The sequence below is a fragment of the Arthrobacter sp. 2RAF22 genome (genome assembly GCF_052115325.1).
Lineage (GTDB): Bacteria > Actinomycetota > Actinomycetes > Actinomycetales > Micrococcaceae > Arthrobacter.
Genome location: NZ_JBFRGL010000001.1, coordinates 594,824 through 616,744 on the forward strand (window position 1 = coordinate 594,824; position 21,921 = coordinate 616,744).

The following is a 21,921-nucleotide window of genomic DNA, read 5'->3' on the forward strand; positions in this document are numbered from 1 at the left end:
GGCCCCCCTTGGTCTATCCGAGCAGTTCGAGAATCTCCGCGCGGGCAAACATCCGGGCGGCCTCGCGCGCTGTGGGGGCACCGGCGTCGGGATCTGCGCCGGCGTCAATCAGAACCCGGGCCACCTCCGTGTAGCCCTTGAAAACCGCGCCGGCCAGCGGAGTCTGGCCACGGTCGTTTGCCCCGTTCGCATCGGCACCGTGGTACAGCAGAAGCTGAACGGTTTCCGCGTGGCCGTGGTAGGCGGCCAGCATCAGGAGAGAGTCGCCTGCGGCAGTGCGCATTCCAGCCGGAGCACCGGCGTTGAGGTATCTCCGCAGGAGCTCCGAGTTGCCTTCCCTGGCGGCATCGAACAAGGTGTGCGCCAAGGCAATGGCCTCGTCATCGGCACCCGTCGCTTGGGCTTCAGCGCCCGTCGTTTCGCTCATCGATGGGGTCCCTTCAGGAATCCGGTCTGACGCCCCACCACCTGTCCGGCATCGGGCGCAACGATTACTTCCTGGGCGGCCGGATAAGGCTCCTCACCGTCCAGCACGGTCAACACTTCGTGCGGGTCCACAGACCGCTTGATCAGGGCCAGTCCTACTGCCCCCATTTCGAAGTGCTGGGCCACAGATGTCAGCGTACCCACCTTGCGCTCTCCGGCAAATACAACGCTGCCCGGCGCTGGAAGGGTGTGCTGCGAGCCGTCCAATTGCAGGAAAACGAGCCGCCGGGGCGGGTGTCCGAGGTTGTGGACACGGGCAATCGTTTCCTGGCCCTTGTAGCAGCCCTTGGACAAGTGGACCGAGGTCCGGAGGAGATCGAGCTCGTGCGGGATGGTCTTCTCGTCCGTCTCCGCGCCGAGCCGGGGACGCCAGGCAGCAATGCGGAGCGCCTCCGCGGCCAACGAGCCAGCGAGGGCCATGCCCTCAACGGCCGTTTCAAGCTCATCCGCGGGAATGAGGTACTCGAACCAAGGACGCTCAAGGCCGGGATGGGAGCTTTCCTCCACCACGCTGTAGGAATAGCCGCCGACGCCGATGTGCGGCCACGGGTCTTCCCAGACGAGCCGCCCGGACCAGGCGTCAACGGGCTTCGTTGAGCCGACGACGGCCCACTCGGCCGACACGTCAGCCACCTCGACGCGCAACATGAACCGCATTTTGTTGAGCCACTCGGCCAGCGGGGCAGCCTCGGCGGCTTCGACCAACAGCCAGGTGGTCTCGCCGTCGTCCACCACGCGGGCGTCGAACTCAATGCGTCCCTGAATGGTGAGGAGCAGCAGTTCGCTTGAGACGCGCGGCTGGAGGTTGGTCAGTTGCTGCGAGGAAAGAGTATTGAGCCAGCTCAGGCGATCCGGTCCGGTGACCGTGACAACGCCCCGGTAGGAAAGATCGACGACGGCGGTGCCTGCGGCGAGTGCGCGCTGCTCCCGCAGGGGCTCGCCGTAGTGGGCCGCGACGCCGGAGTCCTCGCCGCCGCCTTCTACAGCTCCGGGGCGCGACAATAGGGGGCTCGTGTAAGTCATATGTAGTAGAAGTCCTTGGGGCTCAGCGGTATTCCGGGTTTTCAAAATCGAAGCGCGTACCGGCTTTCCATTCGTCCGGGAGGTTCCCGTAGGCAGGAATGCCGCCTACGTCCTTGAGCATCCGGGCGTAGTGGAGCAGGTTCCAGGTCATGAAGGTGGTGTTCCGGTTGGTGAAGTCGCTCTCAGGACCACCGGACCCTTCGTCGAGGTAGCTGGGCCCGGGGCCGACGGCGCCGATCCAGCCGGCATCGGCCTGGGGCGGAATGGTGAAGCCGACGTGCTGGAGGCTGTACAGGACGTTCATGGCGCAGTGCTTGACGCCGTCCTCGTTGCCGGTGATCAGGCAGCCGCCGACCTTTGGATAGTAGGCCCACTGGCCTTTGCTGTTGAGTTGGCCCGAATGGGCGTAGAGCCGCTCGATGAGCTTCTTGGTCTGGGAGGAGTTATCGCCAAGCCAGATAGGACCGGCCACCACCACGATGTCGGCCTCCAGCACCGCCGGATACAACTCCGGCCATTCATCCGTCGCCCAGCCGTGCTCGCGCATGTCCGGATACACTCCGGCGGCAATGTCGTGATCCACGGTCCGGATCACCTGGGTACTGACGCCCTGCTTTTCCATGATGCGCCGGCTGATGGTTATCAGTCCGTCGGTATTGCTCACTTGCGGCGATGGCTTGAGCGTCCCGTTGAAAAAGACGGCCTTGAGATCGTCATAGCTGGCAGGTTTTGGCGCTTCGTTCACTTGCTGCTCCCCTTTGGTTCGAACTGCGAAACGGGACGTTCAGTGAGACCTCTTCGGTGAGACCTTGAAGCTATGTAACAAGCACCCTAGGAGAGCTTGTTCAGGAAAGCCGAAGCGTGGGCCTCGAGCGACTTGCCCGGAGTGGACACATCCCAGCGCCACAACAGATTGCCATCCACGAGGCCGAAGATGCGTGTGGCCGCAGTGTATTCCTTGGAGTGGCCGCCGCGCATCACCATATCGGTGCTCATCTGGATCTGCGGCCCCTTGATTTGACCGTAGTACAGCTCGCTGATGCCACCGGGATGGACAATCGTCACAGTGATGTCGAACCCGCCGTCGGCGTTCCGGTGGGCTTCGACGTCATCGGCAGTTTTCAATACCGGGACGATTTCCGCGGGAATCAAGCCGGGGCCGCCGTCGGCGTCGAGCATTTTCCGCTCCAGCGCCCAAAAGCCTGTCTCCACGGTGAGGGGCCGCAATTTGGTGCCGTCCTCGTCGCTGAGCCAGCTTTCCGCCCGATACTCCAGGTAGGGCAGGCCGTGGTGCGTGAAGGAGACGTGCTGGATGAAGTGATCCGAGTCTTCTTCACCGCTTCCAAGCCGTCCCCGGCCTTCCCACTCACCAATGAGCCAGGAAAGGGGTACCAGTTCGGGTGTCAGGTCGGAAGGAATTTCAATGGGCACAGCAATTACCTCAGTGGACCGGAAGGTACGGGTTGATCAAAAGCGCTGGGAGCTCTACTTCTGGCCTTTGAAGAGACGGTAAACGACAAAACCAGCGAACCACGCCATCGAGAGGCTGGCCAGGCCGAGGAGGACAAGGAAGAAGATTTCAAATGCAAGTACGGACATGATGCCATCCTAACTGTTAGTAGATGAGTAGTTTGTCGATGAAGTAGCACAAGGCGCCAACCGCCCAAACGGGGGCGACGCCCATTCCAAGGACAGCCGGGAAGTTCAGGCGGCCGAGCCGAAGCGTCACCATCCGACGGAAACTGACCAGGACTGAGCCGATGACGACGCCCACCACGATGGCAGCCACGATCGCGATGTTGGAGAACACCAGGCCTGCCAGCGGAGCCACCAACCCTGCGGCCACGATGCCCAAGGGCGCCACGACCCGGTCCGGCCATCGCAACAAGCCGGCGAGGAGGGCGACCGCGGCGCTGAGGGCAGCGACCAACACCATTTCCTTGATCCCATTGAACCTCGCCCCCGCAATCCAGCCAGCGCCAAGGCAGCTCAGCAGCACACCGGCGCAGCTGCCCAGAGTGGACTCGAGCCGTTGGGCCTGACCGGTTCCGCGGATCAGCTGCACGACGAACACCGCAATCACGCCTGCGGCGATGAAGGCCGGAGTTGCATCCAGAAATCCGGGGGCTGGCACGAAGCCGGCAGCCAAGGCTGAACCCGCGCCGCTCAGGCCGATCACCGTGGCGAGCGTTTTCTTCGCCGGGACGGCTAGAAAGTGGGGCCAGCCGATGCCAACCGCGGCCGACGCCAGGATTCCGACGGCGACCAACCCTTCCGTGGGGCCGTAAGAGCTGGCGACGAAAACCGCGAGCGCCACGAGGCCGACCACCCCGATGCTCCAAGACTTCACTGCGCCCCTGACCTCATTGTGTCCCTAACCTCGCCGCGCCTTCATGGGATCCTCGATGGGCCCATTTCGTTCCAAGCCGCGAGCAACCTCCTGCCAATCCTGCCTTATACGGCACAAATATGTCGCAAACATAGGCTGAAGGTGACACGAATCCCTGACGTTGCAGGGGCCTTTGGGTATACTCGGTTGTCAACAGCGCTTCTTGTTGCAACGCTTCCGTTACAACGGAACCACGCCCCATAAGCAGCTACCGGCCGGTGGAAACCCGGTTCAGACGCCCGATGATGCGCGGACCGCCCATTGGAGGAACTATGTCGCACATCCTGCTCCTGACGAACAGCACCGGGTCGTCGGTAGACATCCTGCCCGCCTTGGAGCTCTTGAACCACCGGGTCCACATCCTTCCGGCAGAGCCAACGGCCTTGCTCGAAACCGACCCCACCGACGTCGTCTTCCTTGATGCCCGCAAGGACCTCGTGGGGGCCCGCTCCCTGACCCAGTTGCTCAAAGCCACGGGCTTGAGCGCCCCCCTCATCCTGATCCTCACGGAAGGCGGCATGGCTGCCGTCTCTTCCGCATGGTCCGTTGATGACATCGTCCTCGACTCGGCCGGCCCGGCCGAAGTCGAAGCCCGGATCCGCCTGGCCGTGGCCCGCGCAATCCCCGGCGAAGAGGAAACCAACACCGAAATCCGGGCGGCCGGCGTCGTGATCGACGAGGCAAGCTACACGGCCCGCGTGAACGGGCAGCCGCTCAACCTGACCTTCAAGGAGTTCGAACTCCTGAAGTATCTCGCCCAGCACCCGGGCAGGGTATTCACCCGTCAGCAGCTTCTCACCGAAGTATGGGGCTACGACTACTACGGAGGCACCCGCACCGTGGACGTCCACGTCCGGCGCCTGCGCGCCAAGCTCGGCGTGGACCACGAGAACCTCATCAGCACGGTCCGCAACGTTGGCTACAGGCTGACGTTGGTCCGCCTGCCGGAAGATGAGCTCACGGAGGCCTAGGCTTCCGAACCCCAAGCTTCGAAACACAAAGAAGGCCCGGACTCACTGAGTCCGGGCCTTCTTTTGCTTGAGTGGAGGACATACGGGTCGAACGTATCGAGGCCACCCCACTGGTGGATCCCCCTCGTATCCTGCTTCGCGAAGCCGGACGAGATATAGACCTTACACGGCCAACACAGTGCCCGCAAAATCCATCCCGCCAAACCGGCCCGAGACGTATAGCCTTGCAGCATGAGCCCTGCGCACCCGGAGAACTGGCCCGTCCTTGTCGTCAAAGGCGCCTCGGACAACGAGTTGTTGAAAGACATCAAGGCGCTCGCCGCAGCCGCCGAGGAGTCGGACGGCAATCCCCCGCTGTCAGAACAGACCCTGGTCATGCTGCGCGGGGCCGATGCCGGCGACCACTCTGTGCTCGCCCTGGCCCTGTACGCCCCGGACGAGCAGTCCGATCCCGCAAGCGGCCAGGACCTGGCGGGAATCGCCGTCGTGGTTGAAGCGGACGGCGGGACGGGAGTCCTGGAAATGGCAGTGCACCCGAGCTACCGCAACCAGGGTGCCGCGGGCCGGTTGCTCGACTCGCTCCGGGACAGCCGCGGGCTCGAGGGGCTGAACGCGTGGTCCCACGGGAATCACGAGGCCGCCGCGGAGCTTGCGGCCCGCTACGGCTACGGTCCGGCGCGCGAACTGTGGAAGATGCGCCTTATGTCCTCCACCGCGGAACTGCCCGACGCCGGCCTGCCTGAGGGAGTCTCCCTGCGCGCCTTCGTGCCGGGTCAGGATGAGTCCGCCTGGCTGGCCGCCAACAGGGCGGCATTTGCCCACCATCCCGAGCAGGGCTCCCTGACCAGGGCCGACCTGGACGCCCGAATGGCTGAGGATTGGTTCGATCCCGCAGGTTTCCTGCTCGCCGTGAACCCGGCCGGGGAACTGCTCGGATTCCATTGGACCAAGGTGCACCCCCGGCAAGGACCCCATCCGGCCATCGGGGAGGTCTACGTCGTGGGTGTGACACCCGCGGCCCAAGGCCTGGGGCTTGGCAAAGCGCTCACTGTCGCTGGCATCAGGTATCTCCAGAGCCACGAACTGCACTCGGTCATGTTGTACGTGGACGCCGACAATACGGCGGCCGTCGCCCTTTACCAGAAACTGGGCTTCGTTCGTTGGGACGTCGATGTCATGTATGCGCCGTTAACCGGGAAGTAACCCGGAACCAAGGCGTATCTGAAAGGCTAGGACATCTAGGATTCCGGTACGTGGAATCCTTGTAGGGTTGAATCAAACCCCGCGCTGAACGAAGGAGAGCCCGATGAACCCGGACCCGGTCGGAACCACCAAAACCGAGGTCAAGGGCGCAACCTTGCCTCCCCGCTTCGGGTCTTCCGAAGTCCCGGCTGCGCGGGCAACCCAGGACCGGATCGACATTCCTGAATTTGCGCCCTCCCTGGAGCCCGAAGGCGACATCAGCCCGGACCGCTTCCTGGACCGCGAGCTAAGCTGGCTCGCCTTCAACTCCCGCGTTCTTGAGCTCGCGGAGGATCCCGACCTCTTCCTCCTGGAGCGGGTCAATTTCCTCTCCATCTTCGCCTCGAACCTGGATGAATTCTTCATGGTGCGGGTTGCCGGCTTGAAGCGCCGCATCGCCACTGGACTCGCGGTGCCCTCCCCCGCCGGACTGAGCCCCATCGAAGTCCTGGAGCAGATCGGCGATGCCGCCCGGAAGCTGCAGGAACGCCACGCGCGCGTATTCGCCGAGCAGATCCGCCCCGCTCTGGCCTATGAGCACATCCACCTCATGCGCTGGGACGAACTCGACGACGAGGCCCAGCACCGCTTGAGCATCATGTTCGGCGAGAAGGTCTTCCCGATCCTCACCCCCCTCGCCGTCGATCCCGCCCACCCCTTCCCCTATATCTCCGGGCTATCCCTCAACCTGGCCGTGATTGTCCGCAATCCTGTCAGCGACAAGGAACTGTTTGCCCGCGTCAAGGTCCCGGACCAGCTCCCGCGCCTCGTCTCGATCGACGGACCGCGTGCCGGCGCGGTCCCGGGCCGGGTGGCACGCTTCATCGCGCTCGAAGAGGTCATCGCGGTGCATCTGGACAAGCTGTTCCCCGGAATGGAAGTCATGGAGCACCACACCTTCCGCGTCACCCGCAACGAGGACGTGGAAGTCGAAGAGGACGACGCCGAGAACCTCTTGCAGGCGCTTGAAAAAGAACTGCTGCGCCGCCGCTTCGGCCCGCCCGTCCGGCTTGAGGTCACCACGGACATCAACCCGAACATCCGCGCGCTCCTGGTGCGGGAACTCGGCGTCGAGGAATCCGAGGTCTACTCCGTTCCGGCTCCCCTGGACCTCCGGGGCCTGTCGGTCATCGGCGGAATTGACCGCGCCGACCTCCACTACCCGAAGCACGTGCCCCACACCTCGCGGTACTTGAACGAATCCGAGACATCCAAGGCCGCCAACGTCTTCGCGGCGATGCGCCGCCGCGACATCCTGCTGCACCACCCGTACGACTCGTTCTCGACGTCGGTCCAGGCCTTCCTGGAGCAGGCGGCCGCCGACCCCAAGGTCCAGGCCATCAAGCAGACCCTGTACCGCACTTCCGGCGATTCCCCCATCGTGGACGCACTGATCGACGCTGCCGAGGCCGGCAAGCAGGTCCTGGCCCTCGTGGAGATCAAGGCCCGCTTCGACGAGCAGGCCAACATCTCCTGGGCCCGCAAACTGGAGCAGGCCGGCGTGCACGTGGTGTACGGCATCGTGGGACTCAAGACGCACTGCAAGTTGTCCCTTGTTGTCCGCCAGGAAGTGGATGGCCTCCGCAGGTATTGCCACATCGGCACGGGCAACTACCACCCGCGGACGGCCCGCTACTACGAGGACCTTGGCCTGTTGACCTCCAATGAGCAGGTGGGCGAGGACTTGTCCAAGCTCTTCAACCAGCTCTCCGGGTATGCTCCGAAGTCGACCTTCAAGCGGCTCCTCGTGGCGCCGCGCTCAGTGCGGTCCGGATTGATCGACAGGATCGAGACCGAGATCCGCAACGCCCGGGCGGGAATTGCCGCCAAGGTCCAGATCAAGGTCAACTCCATGGTTGACGAGGCCACCATCGATGCCCTCTACCGCGCATCGCAGGCCGGCGTAAAGGTTGACGTCATTGTCCGCGGCATCTGCTCGCTGCGTCCGGGAGTTCCTGGACTCAGCGAGAACATCACGGTCCGCTCCATCCTGGGCCGCTTCCTGGAGCACTCGCGCGTGTTTGCTTTCGCCAATGCCAACGATCCCGTGGTCTACATCGGCTCCGCGGACATGATGCACCGCAACCTCGACCGCCGGGTCGAGGCGCTGGTGCAACTCTCCAGCCGCGAAGATACAGCCGAGGTCATGGATCTGCTGCGCCGTTACATGGACCCCGGCACTGCCAGCTGGCACCTCGACAACGAAGGCCACTGGACCAGGTTCCACCAGGCCGAGGACGGCTCGCCGCTTCTGGACATCCAGTCCTGGCTGCTTGCCTCCCGGTCCCGCCAACGTGCAGTTGCCCGGCGGTAGGCAGCGAAAAGTTGAAGAGCGATACACCTATTGCGGACCAGACGGACCATCCGGGGGAGCCGATCGCCGTCACGGCGGCCGGCGCCATTCCTTGGCGCGTCACCAAGGGCACCCTTGAGGTCCTGCTGATCCATCGGCCCAAGTACGACGACTGGTCCTGGCCCAAGGGCAAGCTCGACGCCGGGGAAACCATCCCGGAGTGCGCCGTCCGCGAGATCAGGGAAGAGATCGGCCTCAAGGCTGCCCTCGGTATTCCGCTTCCTCCGACGCACTACCATGTGGCGGCCGGGCTGAAGGTGGTGCACTACTGGGCGACGCAAGTCAACGGGTCCATCATCAAGCCGGACGGCCAAGAAGTGGATGCCTACATGTGGGCCGCGCCGGACAAGGCGGCACGTTTCCTGAGCAACCCGACGGATGTGGGCCCCCTCCAGGCGTTGGCGAAGGCCCACCTCAATGGTGAGCTGGAAACATGGCCCCTGATTCTGGTGCGCCATGCCAAGGCCAAGCCGCGATCCTCCTGGACCAAGGCAGAGGGCAGCCGGCCGCTGGCCGTGACGGGCCTGCGCCAGGCACTGGCAGTCGAACGGCTTCTGGGCGTGTGGAAGCCGCTGCGGATCGTGAGCAGTCCCTGGGCCAGGTGTGTGTCCACCATCGCGCCTTACGCCAAGTCAGCCGGAGCCAAGGTGAAACTTGTGGAGGCCCTGACGGAACACCATCACCAGCGGAGCCCGAAGAAGACAGCCGCGATCGTCGAGGGCTTATTCGACAAGCAACGCGGGGTTGCGCTCTGCACCCACAGGCCGGCACTCCCCACCGTCCTGAAGACGCTCGGCGAGCGGATGGGCCCCGAGCTTCACGAGATGCTGCCGGCCCAGGATCCGTACCTGGCGCCTGGCGAGATGATCGTGTGCCATGTGGCCCGCGGAAACGGCCAGCGCGTAGTTGCCGTGGAACAGATCAAGCCCTTCGATGACTGACTCCAGTAAGCTGGGTGCGTGAGCATCCCAACCCCATATGAAGACCTCCTGCGCGACGTCATGGCCAACGGAACGCACAAGTCGGACCGCACGGGCACCGGCACTCGGAGCGTTTTCGGCCGCCAGCTGCGTTTCGATTTAAGCCAGGGTTTCCCGCTCATCACCACCAAGCGGGTCCACTTCAAATCCCTCGCGCTGGAACTCTTGTGGTTCCTCCGCGGCGAGTCGAACGTGAAGTGGCTCCAAGAGCAGGGCGTCACCATCTGGGATGAGTGGGCAGACGCTGATGGCGAACTCGGCCCGGTGTACGGCGTGCAGTGGCGCAGCTGGCCGACTCCCGACGGCGGGCACATTGACCAGATCGCAGAGCTCATGAAGGGCCTGGCCGCCAACCCGGATTCGCGCCGGCACATCGTTTCGGCCTGGAACGTGTCCGAGATCAAGGACATGGCGTTGCCGCCGTGCCACGCGTTCTTCCAGTTCTACGTTGCCGACGGCAAGCTGTCCTGCCAGTTGTACCAGCGTTCCGCCGACATGTTCCTGGGCGTTCCTTTCAACATCGCCTCCTACGCGTTGCTGACCTGCATGGTGGCCCAGCAGCTGGGCCTCGAGCCCGGCGATTTCGTCTGGACCGGCGGGGACGTCCACGTTTACGACAACCATGTGGAGCAAGTCACCGAACAGCTCTCCCGGGAGCCTTACGAGTACCCGCAATTGCGCTTCGCCCGCAAGCCGGACTCGATCTTCGACTACACCTTCGAGGATTTCGAAGTAGTCGGCTACCGGCACCACCCCGCGATCAAGGCGCCCGTGGCGGTATGAACGCCCAGGAAACTCCCGCCGCGGAGTCGCCTTCCCCCGGGGAGGCCGCGGAAACGCTCAACGGAATCGGCCTCGTGTGGGCACAGACCGGCAGTGGAGTGATCGGCAAAGGCGGGACCATGCCTTGGCACGTTCCCGAAGATTTGCAGCACTTCAGCCGGCTGACAACCGGGCATCCCGTCATCATGGGCCGGAAGACCTGGGAGTCTTTCCCCGCAAAGTACCGTCCCCTGCCCGGCCGCACCAACATCGTGGTGACCCGGCAGCACGGCTGGGCGGACACGCCCGACGCACGTGGCGCCGTCGTCGTCTCCTCGCTTGACGCAGCGCTCCTCGAGTCCCAGTTCGCACCTGGCGGCCAGAACGTCTGGATCATTGGCGGGGGCGAGATTTACCGGCAGTCCATGGACATCGCGAATGTCGCCGTCGTCACGGTCATCGATTCCGACACCGACGGCGACACGTTCGCGCCGGAGTTCGGCGAGGCCTGGAACCTTGAGTCGACAGAGCCGGCTGATGGTTGGCTGACCTCCAAGAACGGCACCAACTACCGGATCGTCACGTGGCGCCGGACGGAAGACTGAGAATGCTGAAGAAACCTGAGACCCTGTTCGTGCTCGGCTACATGTTGTTGCCGCTCTTCGCGCTCCTGTCCGCGATCGTCGGGCTCACCATGATCCTGGGCGGCAACAAGATCCTGGGGATCATCGTCCTGGTGGTGGTGACCCAGGTCTTCGCTTTTGGCGCGTTCTACGCCCTGCGCGCCCGCAAGGCGGCCCTGCTGGAAGAGCCCGACTCCTCACCCAAGTAACTCGCATTTGTTGTCGTTTTGAGCGCCCAAAACGACAACAACTGCGAGTCAGTTGGGTCGTGACGTAACCGACAGCGGCCGGGAGCCGCGAAAGTCTAGACTGGTTCAATGACTACAGCAGCTAATCCGTCCGTTGGACTGGTCGGTTGGCGTGGCATGGTCGGCTCCGTCCTGATGCAGCGCATGCAGGAAGAGGGCGACTTCGCCAACATCAACCCGGTATTTTTCTCCACCTCGAACGCGGGAGGTGCCGCGCCGTCATTCGCCGACGGCGCAGGCAAGCTCGAGAACGCGTTCGACATTGAGACTCTTGCCAAGCTGCCGATTATTGTCACTGCCCAGGGCGGCGACTACACGAAGCAGGTCCACGGCGAGCTTCGCAGCCGCGGCTGGGACGGGCTTTGGATCGATGCCGCGTCCACGCTGCGCATGAACGATGACTCCATCATCGTGCTGGACCCCATCAACCGGGACGTCATCGCCGCCGGACTGTCCGGCGGCGTGAAGGACTACATCGGCGGGAACTGCACCGTCTCGTGCATGCTCATGGGGCTCGGCGGCCTCTTCAAGAACAACCTGGTCGAGTGGGGTACCTCCATGACCTACCAGGCGGCGTCGGGCGGCGGTGCCCGCCACATGCGCGAACTGCTGAACCAGTTCGGCACCCTCAACAACGAAGTCAGCAGCGAACTGGACGATCCTGCTTCCGCGATCCTGGAAATCGACCGCAAGGTCCTGGCGACGCAGCGCTCCGGCGTCGACGCCACCCAGTTCGGCGTGCCGCTGGCCGGCTCCCTGATCCCGTGGATCGACGCCGACCTCGGCAACGGCCAGTCAAAGGAAGAATGGAAGGCCGGGGTGGAAACCAACAAGATCCTCGGCACCGGCAACGGAAAACCGGGCAAGGACCACGTTGTCATGGACGGGCTCTGCGTCCGTATCGGTGCCATGCGCTCCCACTCCCAGGCCCTGACGCTCAAGCTGCGCGAGGACTTGTCCGTCGCCGAAATCGAGAAGCTCCTGGACGCTGACAACGAGTGGGCCAAGGTTGTGCCCAACACCAAGGAAGCCTCCATGGCGGACCTCACCCCGGTTGCTGCCTCCGGCACTTTGGAGATCCCGGTCGGCCGCATCCGCAAGCTCGAGATGGGCCCCGAATACATCAGCGCCTTCACCGTGGGCGACCAGCTCCTCTGGGGCGCTGCCGAGCCGCTGCGCCGCATGCTGAAGATCGCCACCGGCACCCTCTAGCAGTCCTGCTTTCACCAACTAACTCGCAGTTGATGTCGTTTTGAACGCTCATAACGACATCAACTGCGAGTAAGTTGGGTGCCTCAACGCTCCATGAACCGCAGGTACTTGGCGGCCTGGAGCTCGAAGGACCGTTTGGCCGCTGGTGTCAGGCCTTCCGGGGCGAACGGTTCGGGAACGACGACGGCGGTCCGGCCAGTGCCGCTGCGGGACCAGGTGCCCACCACTTCGCCGCCGGACACAATCATGCGTTTGAAGACCCCGTTGCCGCCCGGAACGACCTTCTGGAAATGCTCCGGCGGTAGGACAAGGCTGCGGTCCGTATACCCAAGCAGGAATTCATCGAACCCCGGCAACGCGAGGATGGTCCGCGAGCCGGGAACGCCGTCGTCGAGCAATGCGGCCGTCTCTGGCGACAGCCAATAGGACGTTGCACCAAAGACGAGCTCAACGAGTTGGCTGCGAATAGCCTCGTGGGCTGCCCGGACCTCGGATTTGGGGATCTGGGTCCACCACGCGAAGTCTTGGAGCGTGGCCGGTCCGTGACTGCGCAGATACCTGAGCAGAAATTCGGCAATCCCTTCTTCCCGCCCCAAGATCTTGGATTCCGGAATCCACTCGTCGAAAGCCACGAACAGTTGCTGTCCAAGGGCTTTGCCCGCCGTCCCCGCCGGAGGTCCTTGGACCAGCCACGCGTTCTGGCACAGGATCCAGAGCAAATGGATCCCCCGTTGGGCCGCGGTCACTTGGCCCGCGGATTCGAAGATCTTGAAAAGTTCCTCGCGCGTGGCGCCCGGGCTGCCAGCGACGCGTTCAAGGGCAAGGTCCCGGCAGGCGGCGATGTCTGCCTTTTCGATGCCGAGTTCCCGGTGCCGTGCGGCAACCGAACGCATGGACCGCTCCGTGGTGATGCCCAGGATCCAACGCAAGTCCTGCGGCGGAACCAGGTGCAGCGTGCCCCTCATGGGCCAGGACCGGACCACGGTGCCGTTCTCCAATGCTTCCAGCACTTTCGAGAGGCCGGAACCGGGGACGCGCTGGCCCACTGCCCAAAACGCCGAGGCAAGGTCCTGGGCCTGCATGGCACCCATCGTGGAGACGCATTCCTCCGGGCTGCTGAATCCCCCAAGCAATCCCTGGCTAGCGAGGCGCAGCCTGCCCATGACTTTGGGAGTGACCCGGATCTTCGCCGAAGCTGACATGGCCCCATCATAGGACGCTTAGCGGACAGCTTCGGTCCTCATTAGGACGCCCGAGGAACTCCCATGCCGCTCACAGGGGCCTACCAGCGGGCCCTCCTACGCTAGGGGAATGCTGTTCGGTGAGTTAGGTCCGCTGCTGCGGCCGCTCAGCCGGCGGTTGGCAGCCGCTGGTTGGTGCGCCGCCGCCGTCGGGCTTGTCTGCGGCCTGGCAATAGCGGTTGGTGCGGGGGTTCGACTGTCCCCGTCGATGCAGGCTGTCCAGGAAGTGGGACTTGCCGCCACCGGCGCGGCAGCCCTCCTCCTAGGCCTTGCTGCCGCGTGCCAGCCATCGTCCGATCGGCACGTTGACGACCCCGAATCAGGGTTCCAGGCAAGCGCCAACGATCAAGTGCGCAGCTTCCTGCTCGCCGCCGTCGTCATGCTCCTGGGCGTGGCAGGCTTCGCGGCAGCCGGCTGGATTTCGCCCGGCGGTCCGTCGCCGCAGAGCATAGCGTTCAGCCAGATCTTCCTCTTGGGGGCCGCCAGCTGCGGACTGACGTTCCTGTTGCTCAACAAGGTCCTCCCGAGCGGAAAGCGCTAAAGAGCGTTCCTCGCGGGTTCCTACAGGGCGAGGCCGATCAGTAGCGGTTCCGGGTGCAGTTCAATGCCGAAGCGCTCGACGACGCCGCGGCGCACCTCGCGCGCGATCGCCACCATGTCCTCCGCGCTGGCTCCTCCCCTGTTGGTGATGGCCAGGGTGTGTTTGGTGGACAGCGAGGCGCGGCCTCCGGACACGCTGGATGGATCGAGTCCGAAGCCCTTTCCGAAGCCGGCCTGGTCGATCAGCCAGGCCGCCGACAGCTTGACGAGGCCATCGTTTCCAGCCGGGTACTGCGGCGCTCCCTCGGGCAGCGATGCGGCCGCTGCGGCCGGGACAATCGGATTGGTGAAGAAGGAACCCGTGGAATACGTGTCCCTGTCCGAAGCGTCCAGGACCATCCCCTTGGAGGCACGCAGCCGCAGGACTTCACGCCGGACGTCGTTGGAATACGCGCGCTTCCCGGCCTCGACTCCGAGGGACCGGGCCAGCTCCGCGTAGCGGATAGGCGCGCTCATGCGTCCGAGCGGCAGCTGGAATTCAACCGTCAGCACCACGTAACGGGGTGAGCCCTCGGTGGTGGTCTGTTTGAGGATGGAGTCCCGGTAGCCGAACTTGAGCTCGGAGTTGGTGAAGGTTTGCACGGCGTTGCGTTCCCGGTCCCAGGTACGGACCGCTGCGATGGTCTGGGACACGTCAGCACCGTAGGCGCCCACATTCTGCACAGGAGTGGCGCCGGTGGCTCCGGGGATGCCAGAGAGGGCTTCCAGTCCGGACCACGCATGCAGCACCGAGTGCTCCACGAGGGTGTCCCAGTTGTGCCCCGCTTGGACCACCACGGAAACGCCCCCGCAACTATCCTCCGAGTTCACGGTGAAGCCTTGCGACGCGATCTTGAGCACAGTGCCGGGGTATCCGGTGTCCGAGATCAGAAGGTTGGATCCCCCGCCGATGATGAGCAATTTCTCGCCCGCGGCGTCCGCCGAACGGACGGCATCGATGATTTCCCCTTCGGTGCGGGCCTCCACAAAGGTGCCGGCAGGGCCGCCAACGGCGGCCGTGGTCAGTTCGGAAAGCATCGTCTGGGTCACCGAACAAGCCTAGCGGGGATTGCCTGCGCTGGCCGACTCAGGGACGGGCTTCCGCAAGGCTGGCCGACTCAGGGACGGGCTTCCGTAAGGCGGGCCGGCCCGTGGGCGTGCCGGCTCAGGGAGGTGCCGGCTCAGGCGCGCGTTTCCGCGAGATGGGCGCCAGGAAGAAGCTCGCGACAAGCAGCACCAGGACGGCGAGCAAGGAATGCAGGATGCCGAAGTGCTCCGCCAGCAAGCCCAAGAGCGGCGGACCGCAAAGGAAGGCCCCGTAGCCGATCGTCGAGACGACCGATACCCGGGCAGCTGCGTGCGCCGGATCGTCCGCGGCGGCGGACATGCCCACCGGGAACCCCAAAGAGGCACCGAGTCCCCAGATGGCCAGGGCCGCGAAGGCGAGCCACGGCACTGGGGCGAAGACGAAGAGCGCCAACCCCACCACGGCAGTGGCCGAGCACCAACGCATCACGGGCACCCTGCCGAAGCGGTCCAGGACTACGGTTCCGGCAAAGCGGCCTACGGTCATAAACGTCACGAAGATTCCATAGCCGATGGCGCCGGCAGCGTCGGATTGCCCGTGGCCATCGGCCAACGCCAAGGCCACCCAGTCCCCCGCGGCGCCCTCAGCCAGGGCGAGCCCCAGGACGAGCAATCCAAGCAGCAGGGTCCGGCGTTCGCGCCATGCCCGGGCCACCATGCGCTTGCTGTCCAAAGGTTCGGCCGGTCCCTGCTGGCCTGGTTGGATGACGGGCAAGGGGCCGGTTGAGGGATCTTCGAAGGTGTCCGGCTTGTCGGGCTTGAAGGCTTTTGGGGTCCCTCGTGCAGTGGAATGGCGGGTGATGTCCGCGCGGAACCAGGAAGCAGCTGTCACCACGGAGACGGCCACCACCAGGCCGGCCGCAGCCAGATGCCAGAAGACCGGCAGTCCCGCGGCAGCGGCCCACGCGCCGAGCCCGGCGCCCGCAACGGTGCCGAGGCTGAAGGATCCGTGGAGGCGGGGCATGATGTGCCGTTCAAGGGCGCGTTCCAGTGACGCCCCTTCAACATTCGATGCCGTGTTCCAGCTTGCCGTTCCGAGGCCGATCACCATGAGTCCAAGCGCCACGGCCACCGGGTTGGCCAGCACAGACGTGCCAAAACCGGCGACCGCCAGGCCGAGGCCCACCATGGCGCCGCCGATCCGCGTGGTCAACCGTGATCCGAGCCGGATCACGATCACCCCAGATGCGGACACGGAGAGGAACGATGCCACCGTCATGCACATCAGCAGGAGGCCTACCGTGCCGGGCGTCAGGTTCAGGCCATCGCGGATCGCCGGCAAACGGGACACCCACGACGAGAAGGCCAGGCCACTGGCGCCGTACGCGGTCACCACAGCAGTGCGCCACCGCGACAATTCCGCCGCGGTGGCGCGAGGTGCAGATTGTTGCAGCCGGCTCAAGCGAGCTTCACAACGGCCTGGGACTTCATGAGGACCTTCTGGCCGGCGAAGGTGACGGTCAGGTCGATGCGCGCGGTGCCGGCTTCGGCGTCGAGCGCTCCCACCACTCCGGCGACCTCGATCACGGCACCGGGCTCACTGGTACCGGTGGTGTCGGCGACCAGCACCGGTTTGGTGAAGCGCGTCTGGTAGTCGACGACGGCGGCGGGGTCGCCGGCCCAGTCGCTCACCAATTGCACGGCGGAGCCCATGGTGAACATGCCGTGCGCGATGACTCCGGGAAGCTCAACGCCGGTGGCGAAGGATTCGTTCCAGTGGATCGGGTTGAAGTCGCCGGATGCGCCGGCGTACTTGACCAGGTCCTGGCGCGTGACCTCGATGCTGCGGGTGCCGATTTCCTGCCCGACCGTAAGTTCTTCAAGTTTCATGCTCATGGTTACTGTCCCTCTCCGCGGACCAGGATGGACGAGGTGGTGGTGGCGACCCTTTCGCCGTCCACCGTCGTGATTTCCGAACGAGTCGTGATCATGGCCCCGCCGCCCATGGCGCGGACGCCGTCGACGTGCAGTTCGGCCCGCAACTGATCTCCGGCAACGATCGGGCGGTGGTGGGTGAAGCGCTGGTCGGCGTGAACCACGCGGCTGAAGTCAATCCCGGAATCGGGGTCCTCGATCAGCTGGGCATCGGCCCGCTGGGCGACGATGATTGCGAAGGTCGGCGGGGCCACGAGGTCGCTGTGGCCCAGGGCCTTGGCGGCTTCGACGTCGAAGTGGGCGGGATGGGTGGCCTTCACGGCCCGGGCGAACTCCCGGATCTTTTCGCGGCCGACGTCGTACACCTCTGCGGCAGGGTAGCTGCGGCCCTGCAAGTCCGGGTTAATAGTCATAGTCCAACCCTATCGGCCCGGGAGCCGGTACGTAGAGCCGGACCGCTACCCCGAGGCAGGCGGTCCGAACCATCTGGTGAGCGCGTCGGCAAGGCCCGCTTGGGTGCCGTCTCCCACCCAGGCCACGTATCCATCGGGCCGGATCAACACGGCGGCAGGAGGACTGACCTCGCCGAGTGCCGGAAGGTCCCACGCACCAAGGTATGTGGCATCTATCAGCTGAACACGGTCTGCCCAGGGTGTGATGTCGATGGTGCCGGGTTCGCCGAGGTTGAGGAGCGCCGGCCGGGCATCGTGCAGCAGGCTGAAGACGCGAATCGGCCCGTCCGCGGTGACGAGGTCGAGATCGGGCATGCGTCGTCCGAGCAGCGGGTGCCCATTGCCGACGTCGTAATGTACGTCGAGGCCGGATTGCATCGCGGCGAAGCGCTTGCGCGGTTCCTCCATGCCGAGCAGCTCGGCCATGACCTCGCCCACAGCCTTCGTGCGGTCGTCCGGGCGGCGAAGCGCGACACTCGCCATCGTATTGCGCAGCACGCGGGCGGCCACCGGATGGCGCTCGGCATGGTAGCTATCGAGGAGGCTTTCCGGCGATGTCCCCTTGACCACTTGGGCCAGCTTCCATCCCAGGTTCACGGCATCCTGCACGCCGGTGTTGAGGCCCTGTCCGCCGTCGGGCGCATGAACGTGCGACGCGTCGCCGGCGAGCAGGACCCGTCCGTCGCGGTAGCTTGCGGCCTGCCGGGTCATATCGGTGAACCTGGAGATCCAGATAGGACTGTGGACCCCGTAATCCGTCCCGCATACGGCGATGAGCGCGTTGCTCAGGTCTTGGAGGGTCGGTTCGGTGGTGGGTCCGATGTGCTCTTCGGTCACCATGACCCCCACGGGCCCGCCATCCGCGTAGACCACCTTGCCGTCGAGAATCTTGTAATCCAGCTTGCCGAAGGAGTGGATACCGAAAGGATTGGTGTGGACGCCCAAGGGCGGCTGCTCGGCCATCTCGACCTGGGCGATCAGGGCACTGGTGGTCGGATCCCATCCGGGGAACTCGATGCCGGCTGCTTTGCGGACCAGGCTGCGGCCGCCGTCGCACCCGACGAGGTACTCCGCGCGCAACGGCCCGCCGTCGGACAACTCGACGTCGACGCCGGTAGCGTCCTGCGCGAAACCGGTCACCTCGCGTCCGTAATAGATCGGCACGGTCAGCTCGGCGACCCAGCGCGCCAGAATGCGCTCGATGTGGTTCTGCCACAGCCCGAGCCCGTAGTTGTGCCGGGTGGGAAAGTCGCTGATGTCGAAACGGACGCCGCCGAACCCCGCGACCTGGGCTATTTGCCCCTCGGACAGGAAGCGATCAGCGATTCCGCGCTGATCGAGGACCTCGATGGTGCGTGAGTGCAAACCGCCTGCACGGGATCCGGCGAGATCCTGGTTGGGACGTCGCTCGACGATCGCGACGTCGACGCCGGCCAACGCCAGTTCGCCCGCCAGCATCAACCCTGTGGGGCCTCCTCCGGCGATTACCACCGCATGCTTGGTCATCGCCATGTTCCGCCAGGCTACTTCTTCAAGCCCTTGCGGACCTGCTGTCCGCGGACCACCATGCCCACGACATGCAGGACCAGGCCGAGCCCGATCACGAACAATGACGTCAGCGCAAGGCCTTGGTTATGGGAGGTGTTGCCGATAATCGTCAGGATGATCCCGACGGCGATAAGCCCCATCGCGCTGAAAACCAGCGTCTTGTAGGCGGTAGAGGCCGTGGCCCAGAATTCGTTCAGCACCCCCCAAGTTTAGGGCACTTGTCAGAAGCGTCGAGTCAGGACCCAACACCAACGAACGCCCGCTCACAAATAAGCGGTTGGGGGCGGACGCCCGCTCATAAATAAGCGGTTGCGGGCGGACGCCCGCTCACCTATGGCAAGTCGCGGGCGGACGCCCGCTCACCTATGGCCGCCAATCCACCAACGCTCGCGCAGATCATCTGCAGGAGGGTTTCGGGAATTGCCGTCAAAAGTGAGCGAGCGTCCTGAAAAAACCGGATGTAAGTGAGCTAGCGTCGGCGGGAGCTCTAGCGTCGGAGGGAGCCCTTAGAGGGAGGGCTGGACCCCGAAGGCAACGGCAAGCTTCATGATCTTTTCGGCGCGGCCCAGGCGCGGGAGGTCGGAGCCGTCGCGGATGACCCTGCCGTTGGCTTCGAAGTCGTTCATGAAGTCGGTGGCCCAAGCGACGTCCGACGGCGTCGGGCTGATGACCTCGTTGATGACCGTGGTCTGGTCAATGGCCAGGCAGAGCTTGCCGGTCATGCCCATGGTCACCGTAATGCCGGTCTGCTCGCGCAGAATCGGGTGGTTGGTGCCGACGGTGGGGCCGTCGATGGGGCCCGGCAGGTTGCCCACGCGGCTGGCGACGACGAGCTTGGCACGCGGGTAGGCCATCGCTTCCGGCGTGGCGGCCATGCCGGTGTCCCGGCGGAAGTCGCCCGAACCGAAGGCGAGGCGGAAGGCACCCTGTGCGCGAGCGATGTGGTTGGCTTCCTCGATGCCGAGGGCCGACTCCACGAGCGGGATGACCGGGGTCTTGCCGTCCATGCGGTGGAAGGACTCGGTGACCTGGTCCGCGGACTCGGTCTTGGCCAGCATGACGCCCAGCAGGCCGGGCGTGCCACGCAGTCCGGCGAGGTCATCGGCCCAGAACGGGCTCGTGGCGTCGTTGATGCGGACCCATGCCTGGCCGCCGGCGGTCAGCCAGTTGATGACGTTCTCGCGGGCAATGTCCTTCTGGGACGGGTCCACGGCGTCTTCGATGTCAAGGATGATGGCGTCCGCACGCGATGAGGCCGACTGGTCGAAAAGYTCCGTCTTCATGGCGTTCACGAGGAGCCAGGAGCGTGCAATCTCGGCGGGAATGTTGCGGGTGGACCGAATGGACTCGGCGGCGGTGCTAGACGTCATGTATCTACCGTATCCGGCCAGCCGCCGGGAACGCTAAGAATCGGGCACCGGTGTGAGCATCAATACGAACAAAACGATTGTGACAGGAGGCCCCGCCCCCAACTGACTCGCAGTTGTTGTCCTTATGAGCCGTCAAAACGACATCTAATGCGAGTTAGTTGGGTTTGGCGCGCTTTGGGGAGCCCGCAGCTCAAACCAGCTCAAACCAGCTCAAACCAGCTCAACCCAGCGACGCAGGGCGAAATGTGTCCCCCTGTTGCCCGGAGTTGCGCGGGGATTTCGCCGGATTGCCCCCGGTTTCCCGGCGTTTCCGAGGGTTACTGCCGGGCTTCCCCTGACCAGTGGACATGCGCTTACATCGTTCCCACCGGCAGTTCGGTCTATTCCAGAACAGGTCCGGACCCACGAATTCCACTCCCCAGAAAGTAGCTCCCATGAAACTGCACCAGCCCCTGCTAAGCGTCGCGGCCGCCGTCGTACTTGCGCTGACGGTGACCGGCTGCGGCGGCAATGCCCAAGCGGGAGACCAAACAGCCGGTCAAGCCGAAGTCAAAGAACTCCGCTACCAAGGCTCGGCCAACAACGTCGGCCTCCCTGAACTGGCGGCGGACCTTGGCTACCTGGGCGACATCAAACTCAACTGGGTAGGCAACACCACCAGCGGCCCCCAGGACATCCAGTCGGCTGCCACCAACCAGACCGACTTCGGCGGCGCGTTCGCCGGGGCCGTCGTGAAGCTGATCGAGGCAGGGGCTCCCGTGACCGCCGTCGTGAACTATTACGGCGAAGATGCCAAGACCTTCAACGGCTTCTACGTCAAGGCGGACAGCCCCATCAAGACCGCCAGGGACCTCATCGGCAAGAAGATCGCGGTCAACACCCTGGGCGCACATTCGGAAGCCGTCATCAACACCTACCTCAGCAAGAACGGCCTCAGCCAGGACGAAATCAAGCAGGTACAGCTGGTAGTGCTCGCGCCCAACGACACCGAAGAAGCCGTACGCCGCGGCCAGGTGGATGTTGGAAGCCTGGGCGGGGTCCTGCAGGACCATGCCGTTGCCGCCGGTGGACTGCGCTCGCTCTTCAACGACTATGAACTCTTCGGCACCTTTGCCGGCGGGCAGTACGTGCTCCGCAACGACTTCATCGACAAGAACCCCAACACAGCCCGGATCTTCGCTACGGGCGTGGCCAAGGCCATCAAGTGGGAGACCGAGACGCCGCGCGACCAAGTGATCGCGCGCTTCAAGAAGATCATCGACGCCCGCGGACGCAATGAGAGCACCGCGAACCTGCAGTACTGGAAGAGCCCTGGCGTCCCCGACAACGGCGTGATCAAGGACGAGGACTTCACCCGCTGGTCCGCGTGGCTGAAGAGCTCGGGGATCGTCAAGAACGACCTCACACCGTCGAAGTACTACACCAACAAATTCAACGATCTCGCAGCAAGCGCCCCAACCCCAAGTACCGCGAAGGGATAG

At 64.5% G+C, this 21,921-nt stretch carries 23 protein-coding genes; 10 read left to right on the forward strand and 13 right to left on the reverse strand.

Annotation, left to right across the window (positions count from 1 at the left end):
• Positions 1 to 13 precede the first annotated feature (13 nt).
• From AB4068_RS02730 to AB4068_RS02750, 5 genes are all read right to left on the reverse strand, one after another.
• Entirely contained in the window at positions 14 to 427 is a 414-nt protein-coding gene (locus AB4068_RS02730) for an ankyrin repeat domain-containing protein (protein WP_441432586.1), read from the reverse strand.
• Positions 424 to 1,509 carry a CAF17-like 4Fe-4S cluster assembly/insertion protein YgfZ gene (gene ygfZ / locus AB4068_RS02735; protein WP_441432587.1) on the reverse strand — a complete coding sequence of 362 codons (1,086 nt, stop codon included), beginning with the start codon at positions 1,507 to 1,509 and terminating at the stop codon, positions 424 to 426. Before ygfZ ends, AB4068_RS02730 begins: the two co-directional genes overlap by 4 nt.
• A 22-nt stretch (positions 1,510 to 1,531) precedes the next feature.
• Positions 1,532 to 2,254 carry a flavodoxin family protein gene (locus AB4068_RS02740; RefSeq protein ID WP_441432588.1) on the reverse strand — a complete coding sequence of 241 codons (723 nt, stop codon included), beginning with the start codon at positions 2,252 to 2,254 and terminating at the stop codon, positions 1,532 to 1,534.
• An 86-nt stretch (positions 2,255 to 2,340) separates the two neighbouring features.
• Positions 2,341 to 2,940, reverse strand: a complete 600-nt coding sequence (locus AB4068_RS02745) for an FABP family protein (RefSeq protein ID WP_059387340.1) — start codon at positions 2,938 to 2,940, stop codon at positions 2,341 to 2,343.
• Positions 2,941 to 3,124: 184 nt separating this feature from the next.
• Positions 3,125 to 3,859, reverse strand: a complete 735-nt coding sequence (locus AB4068_RS02750) for a hypothetical protein (RefSeq protein ID WP_059387342.1) — start codon at positions 3,857 to 3,859, stop codon at positions 3,125 to 3,127.
• Between the two features lie 311 nt (positions 3,860 to 4,170).
• Here AB4068_RS02750 and AB4068_RS02755 point away from each other — a divergent pair, with 311 nt between their 5' ends.
• The 8 genes from AB4068_RS02755 (at position 4,171) to asd (ending at position 12,289) form a co-directional block, all read left to right on the forward strand.
• Complete coding sequence (locus AB4068_RS02755) at positions 4,171 to 4,869, forward strand: winged helix-turn-helix transcriptional regulator (protein ID WP_059387339.1); 699 nt, start codon at positions 4,171 to 4,173, stop codon at positions 4,867 to 4,869.
• A gap of 231 nt (positions 4,870 to 5,100) precedes the next feature.
• Entirely contained in the window at positions 5,101 to 6,072 is a 972-nt protein-coding gene (gene mshD, locus AB4068_RS02760) for a mycothiol synthase (RefSeq protein WP_441432589.1), read from the forward strand.
• Between the two features lie 103 nt (positions 6,073 to 6,175).
• Positions 6,176 to 8,425 (forward strand): RNA degradosome polyphosphate kinase, encoded by a 2,250-nt coding sequence (locus AB4068_RS02765; protein ID WP_441432590.1) that lies wholly within the window; start codon positions 6,176 to 6,178, stop codon positions 8,423 to 8,425.
• Positions 8,426 to 8,436: 11 nt separating this feature from the next.
• Positions 8,437 to 9,405: an NUDIX hydrolase gene (locus tag AB4068_RS02770; protein WP_059387338.1), complete on the forward strand. Its 969-nt coding sequence runs from the start codon at positions 8,437 to 8,439 to the stop codon at positions 9,403 to 9,405.
• An 18-nt stretch (positions 9,406 to 9,423) separates the two neighbouring features.
• A complete protein-coding gene (locus AB4068_RS02775; RefSeq protein ID WP_059387337.1) occupies positions 9,424 to 10,227 on the forward strand; it encodes a thymidylate synthase in 804 nt (267 codons plus the stop codon).
• Positions 10,224 to 10,811 carry a dihydrofolate reductase gene (locus tag AB4068_RS02780; RefSeq protein ID WP_441432591.1) on the forward strand — a complete coding sequence of 196 codons (588 nt, stop codon included), beginning with the start codon at positions 10,224 to 10,226 and terminating at the stop codon, positions 10,809 to 10,811. Before AB4068_RS02775 ends, AB4068_RS02780 begins: the two co-directional genes overlap by 4 nt.
• 2 nt (positions 10,812 to 10,813) lie before the next feature.
• Positions 10,814 to 11,038, forward strand: coding sequence for an NF038396 family protein (locus AB4068_RS02785; protein ID WP_236812320.1), 225 nt, complete (start codon positions 10,814 to 10,816; stop codon positions 11,036 to 11,038).
• 108 nt (positions 11,039 to 11,146) lie between these two features.
• Positions 11,147 to 12,289, forward strand: a complete 1,143-nt coding sequence (gene asd, locus AB4068_RS02790) for an aspartate-semialdehyde dehydrogenase (RefSeq protein WP_441432592.1) — start codon at positions 11,147 to 11,149, stop codon at positions 12,287 to 12,289.
• 83 nt (positions 12,290 to 12,372) lie between these two features.
• On the opposite strand, the gene AB4068_RS02795 is transcribed toward asd, so the two are convergent.
• Positions 12,373 to 13,491, reverse strand: coding sequence for a winged helix DNA-binding domain-containing protein (locus AB4068_RS02795; RefSeq protein ID WP_441432593.1), 1,119 nt, complete (start codon positions 13,489 to 13,491; stop codon positions 12,373 to 12,375).
• A gap of 109 nt (positions 13,492 to 13,600) precedes the next feature.
• On the opposite strand from AB4068_RS02795, the gene AB4068_RS02800 reads away from it, so the two are divergent.
• Positions 13,601 to 14,071: a hypothetical protein gene (locus AB4068_RS02800; RefSeq protein ID WP_306958995.1), complete on the forward strand. Its 471-nt coding sequence runs from the start codon at positions 13,601 to 13,603 to the stop codon at positions 14,069 to 14,071.
• 20 nt (positions 14,072 to 14,091) lie between these two features.
• Here AB4068_RS02800 and AB4068_RS02805 read toward each other — a convergent pair whose 3' ends face one another.
• The 7 genes from AB4068_RS02805 to AB4068_RS02835 all read right to left on the reverse strand — a co-directional run bounded on the left by AB4068_RS02805 (position 14,092) and on the right by AB4068_RS02835 (position 20,440).
• Entirely contained in the window at positions 14,092 to 15,159 is a 1,068-nt protein-coding gene (locus AB4068_RS02805; protein WP_441432594.1) for a UDP-N-acetylmuramate dehydrogenase, read from the reverse strand.
• Between the two features lie 115 nt (positions 15,160 to 15,274).
• Positions 15,275 to 16,597 carry an MFS transporter gene (locus tag AB4068_RS02810; RefSeq protein ID WP_441432595.1) on the reverse strand — a complete coding sequence of 441 codons (1,323 nt, stop codon included), beginning with the start codon at positions 16,595 to 16,597 and terminating at the stop codon, positions 15,275 to 15,277.
• Positions 16,594 to 17,031: a MaoC family dehydratase gene (locus AB4068_RS02815; protein WP_306958998.1), complete on the reverse strand. Its 438-nt coding sequence runs from the start codon at positions 17,029 to 17,031 to the stop codon at positions 16,594 to 16,596. Before AB4068_RS02815 ends, AB4068_RS02810 begins: the two co-directional genes overlap by 4 nt.
• Positions 17,032 to 17,033: 2 nt before the next feature.
• Entirely contained in the window at positions 17,034 to 17,483 is a 450-nt protein-coding gene (locus AB4068_RS02820) for an FAS1-like dehydratase domain-containing protein (protein WP_306958999.1), read from the reverse strand.
• 45 nt (positions 17,484 to 17,528) lie between these two features.
• A complete protein-coding gene (locus AB4068_RS02825) occupies positions 17,529 to 19,028 on the reverse strand; it encodes an FAD-dependent monooxygenase (protein ID WP_441432596.1) in 1,500 nt (499 codons plus the stop codon).
• Positions 19,029 to 19,045: 17 nt separating this feature from the next.
• The gene (locus AB4068_RS02830; protein WP_059387331.1) at positions 19,046 to 19,270 is read right to left on the reverse strand and encodes a DUF3188 domain-containing protein; all 225 of its coding nucleotides are present in this window, start codon (positions 19,268 to 19,270) and stop codon (positions 19,046 to 19,048) included.
• 306 nt (positions 19,271 to 19,576) lie between these two features.
• The gene (locus AB4068_RS02835; RefSeq protein WP_078108043.1) at positions 19,577 to 20,440 is read right to left on the reverse strand and encodes an HpcH/HpaI aldolase/citrate lyase family protein; all 864 of its coding nucleotides are present in this window, start codon (positions 20,438 to 20,440) and stop codon (positions 19,577 to 19,579) included.
• A gap of 434 nt (positions 20,441 to 20,874) precedes the next feature.
• On the opposite strand from AB4068_RS02835, the gene AB4068_RS02840 reads away from it, so the two are divergent.
• Entirely contained in the window at positions 20,875 to 21,921 is a 1,047-nt protein-coding gene (locus AB4068_RS02840; RefSeq protein ID WP_284991056.1) for an ABC transporter substrate-binding protein, read from the forward strand.

What these genes read in the sequence shown, in the direction of transcription:
- AB4068_RS02730 (WP_441432586.1), bottom strand. Translation starts at nt 427, where the DNA reads ATGAGCGAAACGACGGGCGCTGAAGCCCAAGCGACGGGTGCCGATGAC.
- ygfZ (WP_441432587.1), bottom strand. Translation starts at nt 1,509, where the DNA reads ATGACTTACACGAGCCCCCTATTGTCGCGCCCCGGAGCTGTAGAAGGC.
- AB4068_RS02755 (WP_059387339.1), top strand. Translation starts at nt 4,171, where the DNA reads ATGTCGCACATCCTGCTCCTGACGAACAGCACCGGGTCGTCGGTAGAC.
- mshD (WP_441432589.1), top strand. Translation starts at nt 5,101, where the DNA reads ATGAGCCCTGCGCACCCGGAGAACTGGCCCGTCCTTGTCGTCAAAGGC.
- AB4068_RS02765 (WP_441432590.1), top strand. Translation starts at nt 6,176, where the DNA reads ATGAACCCGGACCCGGTCGGAACCACCAAAACCGAGGTCAAGGGCGCA.
- AB4068_RS02780 (WP_441432591.1), top strand. Translation starts at nt 10,224, where the DNA reads ATGAACGCCCAGGAAACTCCCGCCGCGGAGTCGCCTTCCCCCGGGGAG.
- AB4068_RS02785 (WP_236812320.1), top strand. Translation starts at nt 10,814, where the DNA reads ATGCTGAAGAAACCTGAGACCCTGTTCGTGCTCGGCTACATGTTGTTG.
- asd (WP_441432592.1), top strand. Translation starts at nt 11,147, where the DNA reads ATGACTACAGCAGCTAATCCGTCCGTTGGACTGGTCGGTTGGCGTGGC.
- AB4068_RS02795 (WP_441432593.1), bottom strand. Translation starts at nt 13,491, where the DNA reads ATGTCAGCTTCGGCGAAGATCCGGGTCACTCCCAAAGTCATGGGCAGG.
- AB4068_RS02800 (WP_306958995.1), top strand. Translation starts at nt 13,601, where the DNA reads ATGCTGTTCGGTGAGTTAGGTCCGCTGCTGCGGCCGCTCAGCCGGCGG.
- AB4068_RS02815 (WP_306958998.1), bottom strand. Translation starts at nt 17,031, where the DNA reads ATGAGCATGAAACTTGAAGAACTTACGGTCGGGCAGGAAATCGGCACC.
- AB4068_RS02820 (WP_306958999.1), bottom strand. Translation starts at nt 17,483, where the DNA reads ATGACTATTAACCCGGACTTGCAGGGCCGCAGCTACCCTGCCGCAGAG.
- AB4068_RS02825 (WP_441432596.1), bottom strand. Translation starts at nt 19,028, where the DNA reads ATGACCAAGCATGCGGTGGTAATCGCCGGAGGAGGCCCCACAGGGTTG.
- AB4068_RS02840 (WP_284991056.1), top strand. Translation starts at nt 20,875, where the DNA reads ATGAAACTGCACCAGCCCCTGCTAAGCGTCGCGGCCGCCGTCGTACTT.